Genomic DNA, 255 nt, shown 5'->3' with positions numbered 1-255 from the left:
AAGGGGAGCCGCAGAGAATCGGCACTAGCGACTGTTTATCAAAAACACAGGACTCTGCCAACTCGCAAGAGGACGTATAGAGTCTGACGCCTGCTCGGTGTCGGTAGGTTGAGGAAGGCGGTCAGCGCAAGCGAAGCTGCCGACCGAAGCCCCGATAAACGGCGGCCGTAACTATGACGGTCCTAAGGTAGCGAAGTTCCTTGTCGGGTAAGTTCCGACCTGCATGAATGGCGTAACGACTGGTGCACTGTCTCC

At 56.5% G+C, this 255-nt stretch carries 1 rRNA gene; it reads left to right on the top strand.

Features of this window, described 5'->3' with window-relative positions:
• A 23S ribosomal RNA gene (locus ACYOEI_RS41305) occupies nt 1-254 on the top strand; the annotation flags it as partial.
• Nucleotide 255: the final 1 nt, after the last annotated feature.

Source organism: Singulisphaera rosea, from assembly GCF_054877945.1.
The sequence above is the reverse complement of the archived record's forward strand: the minus strand, read 5'-3'. Positions and strand labels throughout refer to the sequence as shown.